At 65.1% G+C, this 15,939-nt stretch carries 19 protein-coding genes; 9 read left to right on the top strand and 10 right to left on the bottom strand.

Features of this window, described 5'->3' with window-relative positions:
* Window positions 1-51: 51 nt before the first annotated feature.
* Both CH290_RS05510 and CH290_RS05505 read right to left on the bottom strand, forming a co-directional pair.
* Window positions 52-1,602, bottom strand: coding sequence for an MBL fold metallo-hydrolase (locus tag CH290_RS05510; RefSeq protein ID WP_033188659.1), 1,551 nt, complete (start codon window positions 1,600-1,602; stop codon window positions 52-54).
* 70 nt (window positions 1,603-1,672) lie between these two features.
* Window positions 1,673-2,689 (bottom strand): UDP-N-acetylmuramate dehydrogenase, encoded by a 1,017-nt coding sequence (locus tag CH290_RS05505; RefSeq protein WP_019666541.1) that lies wholly within the window; start codon window positions 2,687-2,689, stop codon window positions 1,673-1,675.
* Between the two features lie 56 nt (window positions 2,690-2,745).
* Between CH290_RS05505 and CH290_RS05500 the strand changes: the two genes are divergently transcribed.
* From CH290_RS05500 to CH290_RS05490, 3 genes are all read left to right on the top strand, one after another.
* On the top strand, window positions 2,746-3,252 hold the full coding sequence (locus CH290_RS05500; protein ID WP_019666542.1) for a DUF2505 domain-containing protein: 507 nt from the start codon (window positions 2,746-2,748) through the stop codon (window positions 3,250-3,252).
* Window positions 3,253-3,267: 15 nt separating this feature from the next.
* A complete protein-coding gene (locus CH290_RS05495) occupies window positions 3,268-3,771 on the top strand; it encodes a DUF2505 domain-containing protein (RefSeq protein WP_020112541.1) in 504 nt (167 codons plus the stop codon).
* A 175-nt stretch (window positions 3,772-3,946) separates the two neighbouring features.
* The gene (locus tag CH290_RS05490) at window positions 3,947-4,648 is read left to right on the top strand and encodes a class I SAM-dependent methyltransferase (protein WP_019666544.1); all 702 of its coding nucleotides are present in this window, start codon (window positions 3,947-3,949) and stop codon (window positions 4,646-4,648) included.
* Here CH290_RS05490 and CH290_RS05485 read toward each other — a convergent pair.
* Entirely contained in the window at window positions 4,645-5,232 is a 588-nt protein-coding gene (locus tag CH290_RS05485; RefSeq protein WP_019666545.1) for a type IV toxin-antitoxin system AbiEi family antitoxin domain-containing protein, read from the bottom strand. The two genes, CH290_RS05490 and CH290_RS05485, sit on opposite strands and share 4 nt — an antisense overlap.
* A 132-nt stretch (window positions 5,233-5,364) precedes the next feature.
* Between CH290_RS05485 and CH290_RS05480 the strand changes: the two genes are divergently transcribed.
* Window positions 5,365-6,099, top strand: coding sequence for an LmeA family phospholipid-binding protein (locus CH290_RS05480; protein ID WP_033188660.1), 735 nt, complete (start codon window positions 5,365-5,367; stop codon window positions 6,097-6,099).
* 13 nt (window positions 6,100-6,112) lie between these two features.
* On the opposite strand, the gene deoC is transcribed toward CH290_RS05480, so the two are convergent.
* On the bottom strand, window positions 6,113-6,763 hold the full coding sequence (gene deoC, locus CH290_RS05475) for a deoxyribose-phosphate aldolase (RefSeq protein ID WP_033188661.1): 651 nt from the start codon (window positions 6,761-6,763) through the stop codon (window positions 6,113-6,115).
* A 45-nt stretch (window positions 6,764-6,808) separates the two neighbouring features.
* Between deoC and CH290_RS05470 the strand changes: the two genes are divergently transcribed.
* Window positions 6,809-7,639, top strand: a complete 831-nt coding sequence (locus CH290_RS05470) for a class I SAM-dependent methyltransferase (protein ID WP_033188662.1) — start codon at window positions 6,809-6,811, stop codon at window positions 7,637-7,639.
* A gap of 12 nt (window positions 7,640-7,651) precedes the next feature.
* The gene (gene purU / locus CH290_RS05465; RefSeq protein ID WP_033188663.1) at window positions 7,652-8,539 is read left to right on the top strand and encodes a formyltetrahydrofolate deformylase; all 888 of its coding nucleotides are present in this window, start codon (window positions 7,652-7,654) and stop codon (window positions 8,537-8,539) included.
* A gap of 13 nt (window positions 8,540-8,552) precedes the next feature.
* On the opposite strand, the gene CH290_RS05460 is transcribed toward purU, so the two are convergent.
* From CH290_RS05460 to CH290_RS05435, 6 genes are all read right to left on the bottom strand, one after another.
* Complete coding sequence (locus CH290_RS05460; protein ID WP_019666550.1) at window positions 8,553-9,578, bottom strand: alpha/beta fold hydrolase; 1,026 nt, start codon at window positions 9,576-9,578, stop codon at window positions 8,553-8,555.
* A 1-nt stretch (window position 9,579) separates the two neighbouring features.
* On the bottom strand, window positions 9,580-10,359 hold the full coding sequence (locus CH290_RS05455) for a MerR family transcriptional regulator (protein ID WP_033188664.1): 780 nt from the start codon (window positions 10,357-10,359) through the stop codon (window positions 9,580-9,582).
* 45 nt (window positions 10,360-10,404) lie between these two features.
* Window positions 10,405-10,707 (bottom strand): DUF2516 family protein, encoded by a 303-nt coding sequence (locus CH290_RS05450; RefSeq protein WP_019666552.1) that lies wholly within the window; start codon window positions 10,705-10,707, stop codon window positions 10,405-10,407.
* Between the two features lie 70 nt (window positions 10,708-10,777).
* Complete coding sequence (locus CH290_RS05445; protein ID WP_020112547.1) at window positions 10,778-11,575, bottom strand: YtxH domain-containing protein; 798 nt, start codon at window positions 11,573-11,575, stop codon at window positions 10,778-10,780.
* Window positions 11,568-12,089 (bottom strand): helix-turn-helix domain-containing protein, encoded by a 522-nt coding sequence (locus CH290_RS05440; protein WP_371828083.1) that lies wholly within the window; start codon window positions 12,087-12,089, stop codon window positions 11,568-11,570. Before CH290_RS05440 ends, CH290_RS05445 begins: the two co-directional genes overlap by 8 nt.
* A 107-nt stretch (window positions 12,090-12,196) precedes the next feature.
* Entirely contained in the window at window positions 12,197-13,450 is a 1,254-nt protein-coding gene (locus tag CH290_RS05435; RefSeq protein ID WP_170947547.1) for a DUF445 domain-containing protein, read from the bottom strand.
* Window positions 13,451-13,577: 127 nt separating this feature from the next.
* Between CH290_RS05435 and CH290_RS05430 the strand changes: the two genes are divergently transcribed.
* From CH290_RS05430 to CH290_RS05420, 3 genes are read left to right on the top strand one after another with little or no spacing between them, the layout of a single operon-like run.
* Window positions 13,578-14,354 carry a TetR/AcrR family transcriptional regulator gene (locus CH290_RS05430; RefSeq protein WP_019666556.1) on the top strand — a complete coding sequence of 259 codons (777 nt, stop codon included), beginning with the start codon at window positions 13,578-13,580 and terminating at the stop codon, window positions 14,352-14,354.
* A gap of 29 nt (window positions 14,355-14,383) precedes the next feature.
* Entirely contained in the window at window positions 14,384-14,941 is a 558-nt protein-coding gene (locus CH290_RS05425) for a type 1 glutamine amidotransferase domain-containing protein (RefSeq protein WP_026348051.1), read from the top strand.
* Between the two features lie 8 nt (window positions 14,942-14,949).
* Window positions 14,950-15,927: an iron-siderophore ABC transporter substrate-binding protein gene (locus tag CH290_RS05420; RefSeq protein WP_019666558.1), complete on the top strand. Its 978-nt coding sequence runs from the start codon at window positions 14,950-14,952 to the stop codon at window positions 15,925-15,927.
* Window positions 15,928-15,939: the final 12 nt, after the last annotated feature.

Raw genomic sequence — 15,939 nt, 5'->3', positions numbered from 1 at the left:
GCGCGGAGATTCACATCGAATCCTCGAGGAGATTCGGACAATCCGCGCACTTCAGAGCTTCGTCGACCTGAGTTCGTGTCCCTTGGACGTCAGGCAGCGGCCGGTATCGAGGTTCCAGTCCCAGCCGTGCAGGTTGCAGGTCAGCTTGTTGCCCTCGACGATGCCGAACTTCGACAGGTCCGCCTTCAGGTGCGGGCAGCGACGCTGGATCTCGTAGCCGTCCTTGACGATGGTGGCGGTGTCGTCGTGTGCTTCGGCGAACCACCCGTCGGCGTAGGCGATGCGCTCGTCGGTGAGGCACTTGAAGAACGTGTAGAGGAACTCGTTGTATCCCCCGACGCGTCGTGCCCGGAACCTGGTGGACAGGAAGATCGAGTTGACCCAGTCCGGTTCCTTGTCCCGCACGGCCGTCCGCACGAGCTGCGGCGAGATCGTGAAGCTGTACCGGAACCGCTCCTTGAGCAGGGGCTCACGCACGATGCGCTTGGGGAAATCGAGCACGACGGTTTCCGCGCCGAGCATCAGGGCCACCGGGTACCCGATGCCGTCGCATATCTGGTCGGTTTGAATCATGATGGGCTCGAACAGCTCTCGCAGTGGGTCGAGCAGTGGCTCGCCCTCGGCCGGTGCCCACGCTGCCTTCTCCGCGGCGATGACGCCTGCCTGTCGCTGTGCGAAATCCTCGATGTACTGGGCCTTGCCGGTGGTGAAGATGGCTTCGGCTTCTTCGGTGGGAATCGGGTGCTCGTGCGAAACGAGCTCGCTGCCCGAGAACGTCGACGTGGTGCCGGGGATCTGCAGCAGGCCCTTGTCGTGACCGTTGCGGCGCATCTGGTCCAGGAACACCATCTGGTCGGGGAAGATGTTCGACGGGTCCTCGTACACGTCGTTGAGGAAGCGGAGCTCGTCGTCGAGGAAACACGGCGGGCCTGCCGACGGAATCACCCACGTCGCGCCGATCTGCTCGATGTACTGGCGCGCACGATCCATCTGACGCTGACGCTTCTGCTCACCGAACGACTTCTTGGCGCGCTCGACCATGTCGTAGACCATCGGGTACCAGATCGCGCCCGAGTACTGCAGCATGTGCACGTCGACGTGCCCGAATTCCTCCGTCAACACGTCGAGGTCGACGGGCCGGGCGTCGTTCATGTTGAACGCGACGGTCTCTCCGTCGGAGACGACCAGGCCGGAGTCACCGATCGGGCCGTCGGCGGGTGCGCGCAGGGCGATGATCATGATGTCGAGATCGCCCTTGGGACCGGAAATGCGGTGCTTGACCGAGTCCGTCGTCTCGAAGAACTTGTGGAAGCCGAGCTTCTCCAGCTCGTGCTTGAGGTCCGGCACGGGGTAGTCCGGCAGCAGAACGGTGGTGTCCTTGTCCACGTGCTCGGCGAGGTTCTTGGGGTCGAAGTGGTCCTTGTGCAGGTGCGAGACGTACAGGTAGTCGCACTTGCCCAGCTCGTCCCAGTCCAACTGCGTGTTGTCCGGGAACGGGAACCAGGACGTGAAGTAGGCAGGGTTGACCCACGGGTCGCACAGGATGGTGCCTGCATCGGTCCGAATGTGGAACCCCGCGTGCCCGACGCTTGTGACCTGCAACGAACTACTCCTTAACTTGCTACGAAGAATCAATGGTAGGCGCTGCCACCGACTCGATGCTGCTACCGATTCAACTCAGCGAGCAGCCGACGAGATCGCACTCCGGCACCAAGGTGATGCCGAACTCGGCTTCCACTCCGTCACGAATGTGCGACGCCAACGCCATGACGTCCGACGTGCTCGCCCCGCCGCGATTGGTGATGGCCAGCACGTGCTTGGTGGACAACGACACTGTTCCGTTGCCGAACTCCGTGCCGTAGCCGTGCGCGAAGCCGGCGTTCTGGATCAACCAGGCGGCATGGATCTTGATGCCCGACGGGTCCGGATACTGAGGCGCCCTCGATGCGGACGCGGGGATCTCCGTCAGCACCGGATTCAGGAAGAACGAGCCGACGCTCCACGTGTCGTGATCTGCCGCGTCGAGCACCATGCCCTTCTGTCCACGCAGATCGAGTACGGCTTCTCTCACATCGAGAGCAGGGACCGTGTCACCGATGTCGACGCCGAGCCGGTCCGCGAGACCGGCGTAGCGGACAGGATCGGAGGACACGGACCGTCGCAACCCCATCGTCGTGTCGAGAATGACGTATCGCATCGAATGCTTGAACACCGACTGACGGTGCAATCCGAAACCACATCGGTCCGGCGACCAGACGGCGGTCTCGCCTGTCTCGCGGTCGTACACCGTCAGCGATTCCAGCACGTCGGACGTGACCGTGCCGTACGCACCGACGTTCTGCACCGGCGTCGCACCGGCCAATCCAGGAATGCCGGACAGGGTTTCGATCCCGGCAAGACCCTCGTCCAACGACGCGGCGACGACGGAGTCCCACCGCTCACCGGCAGCGACCCACATGGAATCACCGTCGACGCGCACTCCCGACGTCTCGACCTTGATCACCAGACCGTCGAAACCCTGGTCCCCGACGACGAGGTTGGATCCGCCACCGACCAACAGCACCGGGGTTCCCGACGCATCGGCGTCGCGCACGAGGGAGACGAGTTCGTCGGACGTCGTTGCGACGGCGAACTCGCGAGCCGGGCCACCGAGTCGCATGGTGGTGAGCTCGGAAATTGCGGTAGGCACGGGAGTCCAGGGTACCGGTCGACGCGGATGTCGGGAGCCACCGGTACCCTCCGCCTATGCCTCGCCCCATCGCGCACAGCGCGCCCGTTCCCGCACCCGTCGACAAGGTGCACGCCGCGCTCGTGTCCGAGAAGTACTGGAAGGACCGCATCGAGCAGATCGGCGGTCCGGGCGCACAGTTGGTGAGCGTCACCGCGATCAACGGAACCATCAGCGTCGTCATCACGCAGTCGGTTCCCGAGGAGGAACTCCCCGCCGCGGTCACCGCCTTCAAGAAGGGCCCGCTGATCATCGAGCGCACCGAGTCGTGGGGTCCTCTCGGCGGCGGTCGCGCCGAGGGCAAGTTCGGAGCCACCGTCGACGGCGCTCCGGCAACCATTTCCGGCACCACGCTCCTCGAAGGCGACGACACGTCGTCGACGATGTCGCTGTCCGGAACCACCGAGGTCAAGATCCCTCTCTTCGGGAGCAAGATCGAAGCGATGATCAGCGAGCAGGTACTGGGGCTCATCGACAACGAGCACGACTTCACGGGCAACTGGATCGCGGACAACCTCGGATAGGTACCCTCTCCGGTTATGGCGCGCCGAATGAACTACTCAGCCCGGTTCACCTACTCCACCGAGCAGGTGTACGCGGCATTGTCGAGCCGCGATCACTGGGACGCTCGCATCGAGGAGATGAAGAAGTACTCCCACAACGAGCTGAAGAGCTTCGAGGTCTCCGACGCAGGCATCGACGTCGTGATGCACCACATCATTCCCAGGACCGAACTGCCGGACATCGCGCAGACGGTCATGAAGAAGGACATGGTCATCACCCGCAACGTGCACTTCGACCCCTACTCGGACACCACCGAAGGCAAATACGACGCCTCCATCCCCGCCGGCCCCGGCAGCCTCAAGGGCGTCACCTCGCTGTTCTCCACCGACACGGGCTCGACGCTGCGGACCTCCTCCGAGGCCAAGGTGTTCCTTCCTTTCGTCGGCGGAAAACTGGAACAGCTCATGCTCGTCAACCTCCGAGACCTCTGGCGCGGCGAAGGCGAAGTCACCGCCGACTGGCTTGCCCAGAACAACTAGAGGCTCCACTCCTGGCCAACCGGGTCGTTCCGCAGGCTCCACTCCTGGCCAACCGGGTCGTTCCGCAGGCTCCACTCCCGGCCAACCGGGTCGTTCCGCAGGCTCCACTCCTGAAGGCACTATTACCCGCGGCACCACCGGCATCAACCGCCTCCGCCGCAGTGATCGGTGGCTGATGCACGATCCACTCGTGCGCCGGGTGCTGACCGATGCACCCGATCCCCTGGTCGTCGATCTCGGGTACGGCGCACGGCCGGACACGACGCTCGAGCTGGCTCGTCGGCTCCGAACCGTTCGGCCGGACCTGCGGGTCACCGGCCTCGAGATCGATCCCGCACGAGTTGTCGAGTCGCAGGAGAACGTCACGTTCGCGCGCGGCGGCTTCGAGCTCGCCGGCCTCCGACCGAACCTGGTTCGCGCGTTCAACGTGCTGCGGCAGTACCCCGAGGACGCTGTTCCCGACGCCTGGGCCCGCATCCTGTCCGGGCTCGAACCCGGAGGGCTCCTGGTCGACGGGACGTGCGACGAACTCGGCCGTCGGTGCGCGTGGGTGCTCGTCGGGCAGCAGGGTCCGATCTCGTTGACCTTGGCGTGGGATCCGTTCACCGTCGCGACGCCGTCGGACATCGCGGAGCGTCTGCCGAAGGCGTTGATTCACCGCAATGTGCCGGGTGAACGCATTCATGCGGTGCTGCGCGCCGCGGACAGGGCGTGGTCGACGGCGGCGCCGCTGGCACCGTTCGGCCCGCGAGTGCGATGGCGGGCGGCCTTGAATCAGTTGGTCGCCGAGGGTCTTCCCACCACGGCGCCGCGGCGCAGGCTACGCGACAACATCCTCACCGTTCCCTGGGATGCTGTGGCGCCCGCCGAGACCTAGGTGCAGGACGAGAGGGCGAGCTCGACGCGTTCGGCCACTCGTTCCGGCCCGCCGACGGCTTCGTCGTACAGGGTTCCCGGGTCGACGCGGCCGATGGCGACGGCGTCGCCCACCACTTCGTCGAGGGTGATCTGGGAGATTCCTCCGGCGGCGAGGTCCAGGACAGTTCGGACCGGGGTGGTCATCCGGAACGTGCCGGTGGACTCGAAGTCCTTCGGAGACAGCTGCAGTCGGTGCACGGCGAGGCGCGTGTCGGTCAGACGCAGGTTGGTGTACGCGGAGACGTGCACGAACTGCGGGTGCAGGTGTCCGAATCCGTGTAGCTCGGCGGCACTTTGGTGAGAGATCACAGCATCACCACCGAACCACGCGCACCACATGGCGAACTGTTCGAGGTCGCTGTGCGGCCAGTCGGTCAGCCGGCACAGGTTTCGTTCCACTTTGGTCCAGTCGCCGACGGCGATGTTGGCGACCACTGCAGGGGCCTCGAAGCCCAGGGCCTCGGCCTGCTCGGTGGTGAAGTATCCGTCTTGGCGTGCTGCCAGACGACGCAGTTCGACGGTGCTCGGCCGTAACGTGCTCATGCGCCCCAGCGTACGACAATCTGTGTTGCACATCACAAAGAATCGGCACTACTCCCGTGTCGATCCATCTTTCCCGCGCTTGTATCTCTGTTTCACAGAGGACTTTCAGAATCATCGGGAAGACTGCGGCGAATGACACGAAGCAAAGCTCCCATGATCGCGGTGCTCGTCGTACTCGTTCTCGTCGCGGCGTTGCTCGGCGGGGAACTGTATTTCCGGCAGCAGATCAAGTCGTGCCTCGCCGGCCAACTGGAGTCCGAGATCGGCAGCCAGGTCGACGTCGCTCTCGGATGGAAGCCCATTCTGATCTCGCTCGTCGACAAGCAGGTTTCTTCGGTCACGCTCGATTCGAACGATGCCCGCTTCGGCCCCGCCGAGGGCATGACCGTCCACGCGGAGGTGGAGGACGTCGACCTCGCGCAGACCGCGGACAGCAACGGGACCATCGGCAGCTCCAGCGCCGACATCTCGTGGTCGACCGACGGGATCGCCCGCACCCTGCAGTCCCAGGGCATCGGTGCCCTCGTCTCCGGTGTGACGTCGGACGCCGCGGCGGGCACGCTGTCCTTCGCCGTCGGCGGCCTCGCGCAGTTGACGGTGAAGCCGACCGTCACCGGTGACCGCGTCGACGTCCAGACCGTCGACGCATCGATCCTCGGCCTCGGCATCCCGACCGATCTCGTCGACAGCATCGTCGGAGTCCTCTCCGACAGCCTCCAGCAGTACCCGCTGGACATGACGCCGACGTCGTTGACCGTCACCGACAGCGGCATCGCACTGAACCTGCAGGGCGGGCAGTACTCGATTCCCGCCGCCCAACCGGGTCAGACGGTCGAGGCTCCCGAAGGCTGCGGAATGCTCGCGTAGCGGAAACTGGCCCCTACACCCCGTCCAAGACGGCGCGAGTACCCGAGAGACCCAATCTGGTTGCGCCCGCGTCGATCATCGCCAGGGCGGCGTCCGTCGTACGGATGCCGCCGCTGGCCTTGACGCCGAGTCGTCCGCCGACGGTCTCCGCCATCAACCGCACTGCTTCGACGCTGGCGCCGCCTGCCGGATGGAAGCCGGTGGAGGTCTTGACGAAGTTGGCACCGGCTTTCTCCGCGACGCGGCAGGTTTCGACGATCGCGTCGTCGGACAGGGCTGCCGATTCGATGATCACCTTGAGCACAGCCGTCGGTCCGATGGCTTCGCGGACGGTCAGGATGTCCGACAGCACAGCGTTGTAGTCGCCGGCGACTGCGGCTCCGACGTCGATGACCATGTCGATTTCCTGCGCACCTTGATCGACGGCGAGCCGCGCTTCCGCTCCCTTGACGAGCGAATGATGTTTTCCCGACGGGAATCCCGCGACTGCGGCGACGACGAGTCCGTCGGCCCTGATCGGCAGCATCGATGGTGACACGCAGACTGCGAGGACACCGAGTTCGAGGCCCTCGGCGATGAGTGCAGTCACGTCGTCGGACGTGGCTTCGGGCTTGAGCAGGGTGTGGTCGACCATTCGGGCGAGGGCTCCGCGTGAGAGAGACATGAGACCACCCAACCACAGCCCCCGAACGACATAAACTCATCGGTCATGAGCGTCGCAGGCACTTTCAATTCCACGAGTTCCGATTTCGACTCCGTCACCCCGCTCGTCTGGGGTCCGGCAGGCCAGTCGTTGGCGTTCGCGCTCGCATTGAGGGCCGGGGACGCGGTGCTCGACGTCTGCACGGGTACGGGCGCGTCGGCGCTCCCCGCAGCGCAGGCAGTGGGTCCGGACGGCATCGTCCACGCCATCGATCTCGCCGACGACCTCCTCGAGGTCGGGCGGGTGAAGGCCACGGCGGCCGCGCTGCGCAACATCGACTTCGTGTGCGCCGACGCCACCGAGTGGGAGACACCGAGTTCCGTTCCGGACGGCTACGACGCGTTGTCCTGCTCCTACGGCATCTTCTTTCTTCCGGACATGGACATCTCGTTCGCGCGCCTGGTTCGCTTGGTTCGACCTGGCGGTCGTGTCGGCGTCACCGTGTGGCGCAAGGGCGCGGTGGAAGCGTTCGGTAACGCGTTCTTCGACGTCGTTGCCCGCTACGCGCCGGACGTCGCGCACAACGGTCCTCGGTCGAGGAGCAACTACGACACCAACCCCATCCGACGGGTGGAGACAGCGGACTCCTTGGCCGAGTGGCTGCAGTCGGAGGGATGCAGCGACGTACAGATTCAGGAACTGTCCAATCGCGTTCCCGCCACCGAGGAGTTCGTGTGGAACTTTGTGTTGGGCAGCGGCTTTCGTGGCGCCTTGAGCAACTTCGACGAGTCCACCACACTCGCGATCCGACGAGAGTTCGGCGAGCTGCTGACCGAGCGCGGTATCGATTTCGTCGACGCCACCACACTGGTCGCAACCGGCGTCAGGACCGCCTGAGAGAATCGACGCATGAGTTCCGCTGCTGTAGCCGACGACCGTCGCTACGTTCTGTCCCTCGGGTGCCCCGACACCACCGGCATCGTTGCCAGGATTTCCTCGTTCCTCGCGGACGTCGGCGGCTGGATCGTCGAAGCCGCGTATCACGCCGACCCGGACACGGGCTGGTTCTTCACCCGCCAGGCCGTCCGGGCGTCGTCGGTGAACATGAGCATCCAGGATCTACGCGCACGATTCCAGGAAGTCGCCGACGACATCGGCCCCGAGACGGAGTGGACGCTTCAGGATTCCGGCGAGCGCAAACGCGTCGTACTTCTCGTCAGCAAGGAAGCGCACTGCCTGCACGATCTGTTGGGCCGCGCGGCGGGCGGCGAGCTACCTGCCGAGATCTCGGCCGTGATCGGTAATCACAAGTCGCTGGAACCGGTGGCGACAGCGCACGGCATCACGTTCCATCATGTCGAGTTCGCGAAGGATCCGGCCGAACGAGGCCCGGCGTTCGATCGGGTTCGCGAGCTGGTCGACTCCTATGATCCCCACGCCGTCGTTCTGGCCCGGTTCATGCAGGTGCTGCCGGAGGATCTGTGCGAGCACTGGGCCGGCCGCGCGCTGAACATCCACCACAGCTTCCTGCCGTCGTTCGTCGGCGCACGCCCTTACCACCAGGCATTCGCCCGTGGCGTGAAGCTGATCGGAGCGACCTGCCATTACGTGACGGCCGAGCTCGACGCCGGCCCGATCATCGAACAGGACGTCATTCGCGTCGACCACTCCGACGAGGTCACCGACATGGTGCGCCAGGGCCGGGACATCGAGAAGCTCGTTCTCTCCCGTGGCCTCCGATGGCATCTGGAGGACCGTGTCCTGGTCCACGGCCGTAAGACAGTCGTCTTCAGCTAGTTGCCCGCGGGCTTCACAAGTTGCGCAGGCGCGCGACTTCGGCGTTGAACTCGTCGATGGCCTCGACCGAACTCATGTGGCCGATGCCGGGAATCTCGACGAGGGCGCTGAGGTGGTCGTGGGCGTCGAGCGCTTCGGCCAGTTTGCGAGCGTGCACGGGAGGCGTGAGCCGGTCCGCGGTTCCCACGAGCACGGTCGTCGGCACGTTGAGGTTCTTCAGCGCCTCGTGAATGTCGAGGTCGGTGAGTGCAGCGCCCCAGATTCCTCGGGTTCGGGGCGCACACTCGAGCACGATCTTCTCGCAGAACGCGACCTCGGCAGGCGTCGATCCCGGCGCCATCGACACGTACTTGATGGCGTGGCGGGTGACGGACGACGGTCGTAGCGGGACCGCTGATTTGAGGACCACCCGCCCGACGGGCACGGGTACGCGCGGGAATCGCTGAGGGAGCGGGATGACCGTGGTCTCACGTACCAGGCTGTCCGTGGCGGTCGAGGCGAGCAGGACTGCGCTCACCAGGCGGTCGACCTGTTCGGGGTACCGCCCCGCCCAGGCCATGATCGACATTCCGCCCATGCTGTGGCCGACGAGCACTGCCTTGTCCGATTCATCGACAGTGGCCGCGAGAACGTCCGCGAGGTCGTCGGCGAGTACGTCGGGGCCGAGCGGCCTGGTGCCGACGTCGCTGCGGCCGTGGCCACGCTGGTCGTAGACGATGACCTTGTAGTTGTCCGCGAAGGCGTTGATCTGCGGTGTCCAGTAGTCCACCGAGCACGTCCATCCGTGGCTGAACACGATCGGCTGTGCGTCGGGGTCTCCGTAGATCCGCACGTGCAGTTGCGCGCCGTCGTCGGTGACGACGGGGACGGTCCGAGGAACGTGTGTCGGCTGGTGCAGCAGCTCGTCGGGTCGACTGTCCGCCGCGCGGACGAAACTGTTCGCGTGGCGATTTCTGCGGACGAGGGCACCGATGCCCGCAATCGCCGCGAGACCTCCGACTCCGAGAATCGTTGCTTCGACTGCCTTGCGTGTAACCACTTCAAGCCTCCCCTGTCTGCGACAGTGCCGCGCCTTCCGACGCAGTGTCGCCTTCCGCGCTGTACTGCGCGACCATCTCTTCCATGGTCAACGTGATTCGGTGTTCCATTGCTTCCCGGAACAGCGCTCCGACCACGCGATGCGTGAGCGGCCGGAGGTTGTCGATCAGCGTTGCCAGTTGCCCTACGGTCAGGGCGTCGGTGTCGAACGGATCCTTGCCTTCGCCGACGAATTTGTCTGTGATCAACGACACAAACCTTGCGGCGACGTCATCGAGGTCCTTCTGCACCGCTTCGGTCTCGTCGAGGATGCGACCGACCGAGGTTCCCGCGTCGTGGAGCAGTGTCGCGGCGTCGAGCAGATCCGGCTGGTCGACGCGGTAGCCATCCGAGCTGCGGGCCAGTACGCCGAGGGCAACCCCCCGGTCGAGTTCGTCGTCGGTGATGCCTCGGGCGAACTTCCGGGTGATGTCCTCGCGGGTCACGTGGGTCGATTCCCGTTGCCTGCGGGCGGTGTCGTCGACGTCGTCGGCGGTCAGAACGTCCTCGATGCGGAGCCCGGACTGCGCTGCGATCAGCAGTTCGCTGATGGTTGCGAAGGTGTACCCGCGGTCGAGCATCCGGCTGATCAGCTCCAGCCGGGCTAGGTGGGACTCGCTGTACCAGCCGGTTCGTCCTTCTTTCCGCGGCGGCGGAAGCAGTCCACGGTCCTGGTAGACGCGGACGTTACGAACGCTCACCCCTGCGCGACGCGCCAGATCGTCGACCCGGTACTCCATCATCCCTAGAAGATAGGCCCACGCCCCGCGGGATCGGCGAGCGAGGATCTACCAGCGCGAGCCGCCGCGCTGGATGCTGTCGACCTTCGGTCGGACGTCGACCAGGTAGACGCAGACCGCGACGATGCCGATCAGGCCGATGAAGTTGATTCCGAACGCAAAGATGACGAGCAACGCCACGACGAGGATTCCCAGCCAGACGGGCTTGGTCAACTTGTCCACCGCGGTGAAAGCGTCGGGCCGCTGCCTCACTGCGTGGAACACCGCGTAGGCGGCGCCGGCCAGCGCGATGAAGCGCAGGACGAGAAGGATCAGTCCGGTGAGGCTGTCTACGGCTGGCACAAGGCCCATACTAACCACTCGAACTGGGCAATTCGACCCCTGCACCGCTCGGTGCAGGGGTCGACAGCCGTTCGGACGCTCAGCTGGTGGTCTTCTTGGCCGGAGCCTTCTTGGCCGGTGCCTTCTTCGCTGCGGTTGCCGGCGTCGCCTTCTTGGCGGGCGCAGCCTTCTTGATCGGAGCGTTGGCGGTGCCGCGGGTCTTGGACTCGACCTTGCCTGCCACGCCGCTCACCTTCTGCGATGCGTCGGTTGCGGCTTCCTTGGCGCCTTCGCCCGCCTCGTCGATGCCCTCGGCCAGTTCCTCGGCCGAATCGGAGATGTCGTCGGCGGTGTCGCGGACCTTGTCCGACGCGATGCCTGCGAGTGCGGCAGCGCGCTCACCGACTGCACGGGTCTGCGAGGCGACGGTGCCGAGAGCCTGCTCGGTCAGGTCGACGACGTCGTTGGCGGCGGAGTTGGCACGCTCGAGTCCTTCTTCGACGGCGGGGGTGCGGCGAATCCGCTCGACGGTCTCTTCGCCGCGCTCGGCGAGCGAGGTGTAGAGATCGGACGCGACCTTCAGGTACGCCTCGGCGACCTTACGCAGTTCTTCCGGGGTGAAGCGCTCACGCAGATCCGCGATCTCGTCGGGGAGTTCGGCGGGAAGGTTCGCCAAGCGCTCGCGAAGGGACTCGACTCCTTCGGTGACGTCCTCGGACAGGTCGGCGATCCGTGCCCGTGCCGTGTCGACGCGATCGGTGACCTCGCTGCCGCGCGTCTCGGCGCGACTGCGTACCTGCGAAACGACGTCGGCGACGGCCTGAACGACGGCATCGCCTGCGCCGACTGCGGCGTAGAGGGGCGTCTTGACGTTGTCGAAGTTCCTGGGATCAGTCATGGGAAGACTCCTGTAAGGGTGATTCGGTGTCGGTTGTCGGATCTGGTCCGGCTGCGTTCTTCTGGTCGTTCTCTCGGCGGAACGAGTCGTAGATCTCGATCAGCACGTGCTTCTGCCGTTCGGTGATCTCCGTGTCGCCGAGCAACGCGTCCCGGACTGGACCGTGTGGTCGTTCTTCCAAGAACCCGGCCCGTACGTACAAAGCTTCCGATGACACACGTAGACCCTTGGCGATCTGCGTGAGCACCTCGGCGGAGGGCTTGCGCAATCCGCGCTCGATCTGGCTGAGATACGGATTGCTCACCCCCGCCCTCGACGCGAGTTGCCGCATGGATACCTGGGCTGCCTCGCGCTGGCTACGGATGTAACTACCGATGTCCGACGCCGCGGTTGTGACGACGCTTGCGACGAGGTCGCTCGCTTCGGCCACGACGTCCGTCGCCTCGGACACCTTCGCGACTATCCCCTGGTTGTCGATCTGACTGTCGATCGGATCTTCACTGCTGGGGGTCATGGTCACCACTCGTTTCGTGTGTCTCGAACTTGTGGTCTTCGGTGTACTCGTCCGAGGCTACCCAAGGGTGCTAACTATTGCAAGCACTCTGCTAGCAGTAGTTGCCATCAGCCGAACAGCAGGTGCGACAACGTGTAGATCACCAGTCCGGCGAAGGAACCGACGACGGTGCCGTTGATACGAATGAACTGCAGATCGCGACCGACCTGTAGTTCGATCTTGCGGCTCGCCTCGTCGGCGTCCCATCGTGCGACGGTGTCGGTGATGATCGTCGTGATCTCGTCCGCGTAGTTGGACGCCACGTAGCGGGCCCCGCCGAGCAGCCATCCGTCGACCTTGGCGCGCAGTTCCTCGTCGTCGCGGATTCTCGCGCCCCAGCTCGCGACGTTCTCGCTGACCTTGCGTCGCAGGGTGCTGGACGGGTCGTCCACGGATTCGGTGATGAGCCGCTTGGCCACCTTCCACGTTGCCGCGGCGAGCCCGGTGATCTCCTCACGGCCCATGATCTGCGCTTTGAGCGACTCCGCCTTCTCGATGGTCGCGGGGTCGTTCTGCAGATCGTGGGCGTAGTCGACGAGGAACTTGTTGGCGGCCAGGCGCAGTTCGTGCTGCGGGTTGGACCGAACCTTCCAGGTGAACTCGACGAGTTCCTTGTAGATCTTCTCGCCGAGCAGGGCGTCGACGAACTTCGGCGACCACGTCGGTGAGTCACGGGACACGACGCGCTCGATGGTCTCCTCACTGCCGAGGGCCCACTGGTGTGCGCGCTCGGCCAGCATGTCGATGAGCGGTAGCTGCCGGTTCTCCTTGATCAGCTCGTCGAGCACGCGTCCGATGGGCGGCCCCCACTGTGGATCGCCGAGACGTTTGACGATGGTGCTGTCGATGATCTGGGTGATGTCCTCGTCCTTCAGGACTTCGACGGCGCCGTGCAGAATCGTCGCGGATTCCGCGGCGACACGTTCGGCGTTCTGCGGCTCGGCGAGCCACGTTCCGAGCCGCAGCGGGATCTGCGCGGACCGTACTTTCTCCGACACGACGTCGGGCGCGAGGAAGTTGCTCCCCACGAAGGATCCGAGCGAGGATCCGAGCTGATCCTTCTTCTTCCTGATGATCGCGGTGTGCGGAATCGGAATGCCGAGCGGATGCTTGAACAACGCGGTCACCGCGAACCAGTCGGCGAGCGCACCCACCATGCCCGCCTCGGACGCCGCCCTGACGTACCCGACCCACTCCCCCGCACCGCGGGATTCCTGCCAACGGCAGATCAGGTAGACCACCGTCGCGAACGCAAGGAATCCGGTCGCGACGACCTTCATCTTGCGCAGATCACGACGCTTGGTCGCGTCGTCCATCTTCATCAGTTCCACAGCGCCATTGTGCCCGCGCACGGGCGTTGCAAACGTGAGCCGCACCATGGACGACCTGTCCCAGCCCGGACGCCTAAGCTGATCTGCATACGAAGGCGATGGGATACGGCGGGCACACGTGGCGAGAAATGCAACATCAGCGAACAACGACGACACCGAAGCAGCAGCCAAGGACGCAGGAGCCGGTAAGGCGGAGGCCACCAAGACGGAGAAGCCGGACGGACGCAAGCGTCGCTGGCGCGACCACAAGATCGCGCGTCGGGAAGAGTTGGTCGACGGCACTCTCGCGGCGATCCGCCTGCGCGGGCGCGAGATCGGGATGGACGAGATCGCGTCGGAGATCGGTATCTCGAAGACCGTGCTGTACCGGTACTTCACCGACAAGGCGGACCTGACCAACGCGACGATGACGCGGTACGTCGAGACGACGCTCGCGCCGCGGATCTATTTCGCGATCTCGGAGGAACTGGACGAGTACCACCTCACCCGGGCGGTCATCGCGGCGTACGTGGAGACGGTTGCCACCGATCCCGAGGTCTACCTGTACGTGATGGCGAACAACGCGGGCAGCAACCGGGACGTCGTCGCGGAGTCGGAGCGCATGATCGCCGAACTGTTGGCGACGGTTCTCGGCGAGCGTCTACGCCAGCGCGAAATGGATTCCGGCGGTTCGGTGCCGTTCGCGTTCGCGATCGTCGGGGCCGTGCAACTCGCCACCCACTGGTGGATCTCGAACAAGTCGATGTCGATGGAGGACCTCATCGACTACCTCAGCATGATGACGTGGGGCGGAATTCACGGCGTCGCGATGGCCGACGGTTCCCCGGCGAAATTCAACGCGCAGCCGCATCCGCTCGTCACCCCGAAGGACGAGGAGGACCAGCGCTCGGTTTGAAACGCCGATTCGCCGGTCACCCTGGCACCATGAGCCCTTCGTTGACAGGACGCACGGTGGCCATTCTCGCTACCGACGGCGTCGAAGAAGTAGAACTGGTCCAACCTCGTGATGCGGTCCGATCCGCCGGTGGCACAACGACATTGATTTCGCTGACTCACGGGGACATTCAAGCGATGACCGGTGACGTCGACGCCTCCAACACGTTCGAGGTCGACGCTGTCGTCGCGGATGTGTCTCCCGAGGATTTCGACGCGTTGATTCTCCCCGGCGGGACCACCAACCCGGACAAGTTGAGAACCGACTCCGACGCAGTGGAATTCGTCCGCCGATTCGTGTCCTCGGGCAAGCCCGTCGCCGTCATCTGCCACGGTCCGTGGACCCTCGCGGAGGCCGACGTTCTCCAGGGCCGCACCTTGACGTCGTTCCCCAGTATCCGCACCGATCTGCGCAATGCGGGCGCGACCGTCGTCGACGAGGAAGTGGTGGTCGACGGAAATCTGATCTCGAGCCGTAACCCGGACGACCTCCCCGCCTTCTGCGCTGCACTGGTGGAACAGTTCTCGAAATCGGACACCGTAGGTTAGCGTTGCCTATGCGCACATCCCGCCTCGCTCTACTCGCCCCCGCGATCGCCGCGGTCGCGGCCCTCACGATGACCGCCTGCAGCAGCTCCGACTCGTCGGACACGGACGCCGAGGGTGCCACCGTCTCGACCATCTTCGGCGACGTCACCGTTCCCGAGAACCCGCAACGCGTGGTGGCCCTCGGTTGGTCCGACGCCGAGACCGCACTCGCGCTCGGAGTGCAGCCGGTGGGAGCCAGTGACTGGCTTGCAGTCGGCGGAGACGGACTCGGCCCGTGGGTGGAGGAGTCCTACGACACGCCACCTACCATCCTCGGCACGTACGAGGTGGACATCGAGTCCGTGGCCGCGCTCGACCCGGACCTCATCCTGTGGACCCGCAGCACCAACGACCAAGCCACATACGACCAGTTGTCCGAACTCGCGCCGACGGTCGGGGCACCCGCCGGCACCGAGATCGCGTACGGCACCACGTGGGACGGTCAGACCGAACTGGTCGCCGAGGCACTCGGCAAGGAAGCCGAAGGCCGGACGCTCATCGACGAGACCAACGCCGCGTTCGACGCCGCAACGTCGGCCAACCCCGAGTTCGACGGCAAGAACGTCGTCGTCGGCACGCTGTACAGCGGGCAGTTGGGTGCCTACGTCGACGGAGATACTCGCGTCGAGTTCATGAAGCGGCTCGGCTTCGTCAACAAGCCGGAGATCCAGGCCCAGGCGTCGGACGGGAAGTTCGCCATCGACCTGTCCGCCGAGAACGCAGCCCAACTCGACGCGGACCTGACCGTGATGTTCCCCATCGGCGAGACCGCCGACGCCATCGCGAACGACCCGTCGATCCAGGGTCTCCCGGTCGCCCGCGACGGGCGTCTGGTGGTTCTCGGTGACCTCGACCTCAGCAACGCCTTCTCGGCCGCCTCGGTTGCAGGTACCCGATACGCCCTCGAGAACGCTGTTCCGCTGTTCGCAGCTCCGCTGAAGGGCTGACGAACGACACTC

The organism is Rhodococcus sp. 06-156-4 (assembly GCF_002259345.1).
Classification (GTDB): domain Bacteria; phylum Actinomycetota; class Actinomycetes; order Mycobacteriales; family Mycobacteriaceae; genus Rhodococcoides; species Rhodococcoides fascians_E.
This window is presented reverse-complemented; position numbering and strand designations above follow the sequence as displayed.